Consider the following 770-nt stretch of genomic DNA (forward strand, 5'->3'; position numbering starts at 1 on the left):
ACCCAGTGCGATGTAAACTTGCGCCTTAGTCCAATGACCGTTGAAGCCATTTTCATCGGTGTTCGCTTCGGCAAATGCGTATGCGCCCATAAAGGTGTTGTACATATCTGCTGGTAGGTGACCTGAAGTGACTTCGGCATCCACGCGTTTTGCAAACTTCTCTTTTGTGAACTTAGGATCGTAAGCAAGAAGGATCGTGTGCGACGCCGTGGTTGCGTGGGGTTGGTTAAATTGGTGTTTGTTCGCGAACGTGCTGTGGAAGCGTTGTTTCGCTTCATCACTTTCAATCACGATGAATTTCCATGGTTGCGAGTTGATTGACGATGCAGACAGACGAATGGCTTCTTTGATGATGGCCATATCTTCTTGAGAAATGCGTTTTTCTGCGTCGTATTTTTTCGCTGTGTAGCGGCTGTTTAGATCTTTAATGATTTGATGAGACACGTTTTTATCCTCGTTATTCAGTTTTATATCGGCCGCTTTTAGCTTCGACAACCACGCGTACCTCGAAAGTGAGTTCATAGTACCGAATAACCAGCAATTGATAAGATGGCTTTTATTTAAATCACTTTTAACTTTTTGTTGAAAATCGAACAGAGAACTTGGGAGTGATGTTTCAAACTCTGCGTAGAGAACGTGGTCTTTGCTGTTTCTTGGCCAAAATTACAAGCTTTGAGATATTCGCTTGCCCCTTGTTTGAGATATTAAATTACACTCATAAAATATGAGTTGTACTCTGGTTTTCGTTTGGAGTGGTCATGAATGTGATT

At 42.3% G+C, this 770-nt stretch carries 1 protein-coding gene; it reads right to left on the minus strand.

From position 1 onward, the window contains the following. The coding region (locus tag R7Q09_RS25115) for a nitroreductase family protein (protein WP_318143816.1) at window positions 1–444 on the minus strand (444 nt) is incomplete at its 3' end. Window positions 445–770 lie beyond the last annotated feature (326 nt).

The organism is Vibrio sp. 2130-1, assembly GCF_033339515.1.